Raw genomic sequence first — 2,514 nt, 5'->3', positions numbered from 1 at the left:
CACGGCGCGGAAGAAGAACTCTTCGAGAAGCGGCGCGATCACGACGGGGGCGAGCACGCCATCGAACCAGAAGGATGCCGGAAGCGACCCGTCGAGAGTGCCTGCTGTGGGCCACACGGCGGTGCCGGTGCCGGCGATCTCGAGAAAGCCCTGCGTGAAGCGCAGGATGACGCCGAGCACGATGCCGTAGAGCAGGTCGAAGGGGTGGAAGCGCAGCAGCATCCGGGGCCGGGAGCGCGCGAACGCAAGGATGATCGCGGCGAGCATCCCGCCCCACAGGGCGGCAAGCGAGAGCGCGGAACCGAGGGTGCCGCCGAGGAGTCGGTCGGCGAGGGTGGCGAGCAGGATGCCGGCACCGAGCAGCAGCACAGCCCATCCGACAAGTTCCCAATCCCAGCGAGCGACGGATGTTCCGCCCGACCGCCACGAGTGGCTGGCGCGCTCGCTGCGCCGCGACTTTCGACCCGAATCCGACCCCCGAGACGACGATGATCGCCGCGACGAACCGGGCTCCGCGGGAGCGTCCGAGCGCCTCGACGACCCTCGTTCCCGTGAACGTACTGTCCCCGCGCTAGACTCCGTCATAGGCGCCAGGGTACCTGTCGGGGGAACTCCTCGCCGGTTCGGCGCCAGAACCACACGCTTCTATCCGCATCGCGAGGGCGAGCGGATACTGTTCCGCCCACCGCACACCAGCCGACTCGCGAGGACCGCCGTGGCCTACCGCTCGAGCACGTCAAGACGCTCCCGAGGCTCTGTGCCCACGTGGGTGTCGATCGTGATCGTCGCGGTGCTGATCCTCGCCGTCGGGGGCCTCAGCTGGCTGGCGATCACGCGCACGCAGACACCTCCCCCGACCGAGGCGCCACGCGTCACGCCGACGATGGGCGTCGAGACTCCGACCGCGACGCCTACGCCGACGCCGACCGTGACAGTGGCGGCGGCAACGGGTCCGGGCCAGCGCTTCCTCGCAACATCCGAGGGCGTGTGGTGGCGCGCGACGGCCGGGCAGTGCGGGTCGATCGAGCCGCTGCTGGAGCGCTCGACCGATGCCGGGCAGACCTGGTCGGATGTCACGCCCCGCTACCTCGGGATCGGGCAGATCCTTTCGCTGTCGCCGTATGCGGCGGATCAGGGCCAGATGGTCGCGCTCATGGGCGCGGATTGCACGCTGCAGGGCATGCGTACCTTCACCGACGGGCAGTTCTGGGAGCCCAACGGCGACATCCTCGCCTCGTCGACCTACATTGATCCCGCGAATGCGCTAGCCGTCGTGACCCCCGCCGGCACACTCGACGCCCCCTGCGGGGCGCCGACGGGGGTGCGCGCCGGCGACGGCACGACGGCAGTCATCTGCGGGTCGGATGCCTCCCAGTCGACGGATGCCGCCACCTGGTCGCCCCTCGGCCAGGCCGGGGTTCTGGCGCTGACCGTGTCCGGCGACGGCCAGGTCACGACGGCCCGGGCGGATGCGGCATCCTGCGACGGGATGCTGGTGGCGGAGCCGGGAGCTGCGACCTGCATCCCGAGCATTCCGACCGATGCCCCGGTCGCCGTCACCCTCGACGGCGAGGGCGTGCCCTGGGTCTGGGCGGGCGACACCTTCGTCTCCACCCGCTGACAGCGCGGCACGAAACCATCCGTTCACATTCCACCCCCTATGGTTGTACCTGTCGGTGCACAAGGGGACGGGGCATCGACACCCGAAGTGGTGGCCACAGAGATCTGGGGATCAATGGTCGAGGTCCTTGTCGTGTGCACGGCGAACATGATCCGTTCGCCGCTTGCCGAGCTGTACCTGCGCGATAAGTTCGCGGATGGTGCGATCACGGTGCGCAGCGCAGGCACGCATCCAGCGCCCGGCGACGGGATGACGCGACGGGCTCGCGATGCCGCGAAGTCGCTGGGTCTGTCGATGACGGATGCCGAGTCTCATCGCCCGCAGCTTCTGACATGCGAGATGGTCGAGCAGGCCGACCTCATTCTCGGCGCGTCCCGCATCCACCGCAGCGCGTGCGTGCGGATGGATCTCAGCGCCTTGGGCCGCGCATTCACGATCCGCGAGTTCGCCAGGCTCTCAGCCCTGGTTGATGACGACGCCCTCCAGCGTGCGGTGGATCGTGCGGGCGAGGACCCGAGTGCGCGGGTCCGCGCCGCGACCGACCTTGTGCGCGAGGTTCGGGGCACGACGGATCCGCCCGGAGACCCGACGGTCGATGACGTGTTCGACCCTGAGCTGTCGCGGCGTCGCGCCCACTACGCCCGGGCGGTGGCGGAGATGATCCCGGCGCTTGATGCCGCAGTGGCATACGCCAACCGCGTTCGCGAGGCCTCTCTCGTTCGGTGAGCGAGCCGCGCCTCCCGGCCGGTAAGCGAGCGAAGCGAGACGAAACTTCATCCCCGGCCGCCGGCTCAGCGACGCGACGCCGCAGCCTCTACGCGTCCCGATCCTGCGGGCTGCCGATGCGTTCACGCAACGAGAGCGGAATCGTGGACGAGATCCGTGCGGGTCGT

Annotated in this window: 2 protein-coding genes and 1 pseudogene; 2 read left to right on the top strand and 1 reads right to left on the bottom strand. The window is 69.6% G+C overall.

Annotation, left to right across the window (positions count from 1 at the left end; translation table 11 throughout):
- Window positions 1–369, bottom strand: a pseudogene (locus B3587_RS10005) (hypothetical protein); the annotation flags it as partial.
- Window positions 370–757: 388 nt separating this feature from the next.
- Between B3587_RS10005 and B3587_RS10000 the strand changes: the two are divergent.
- Complete coding sequence (locus tag B3587_RS10000; protein WP_292728288.1) at window positions 758–1,621, top strand: hypothetical protein; 864 nt, start codon at window positions 758–760, stop codon at window positions 1,619–1,621.
- A gap of 90 nt (window positions 1,622–1,711) precedes the next feature.
- The gene (locus B3587_RS09995) at window positions 1,712–2,347 is read left to right on the top strand and encodes a low molecular weight phosphatase family protein (protein WP_292728286.1); all 636 of its coding nucleotides are present in this window, start codon (window positions 1,712–1,714) and stop codon (window positions 2,345–2,347) included.
- Window positions 2,348–2,514: the final 167 nt, after the last annotated feature.

The sequence above is a fragment of the Microbacterium sp. UBA837 genome, assembly GCF_002296025.1.
Taxonomy (GTDB): domain Bacteria; phylum Actinomycetota; class Actinomycetes; order Actinomycetales; family Microbacteriaceae; genus Microbacterium.
Note: the sequence above shows the minus strand (reverse complement) of the source record. Positions and strands in the feature narration are given on the sequence as shown.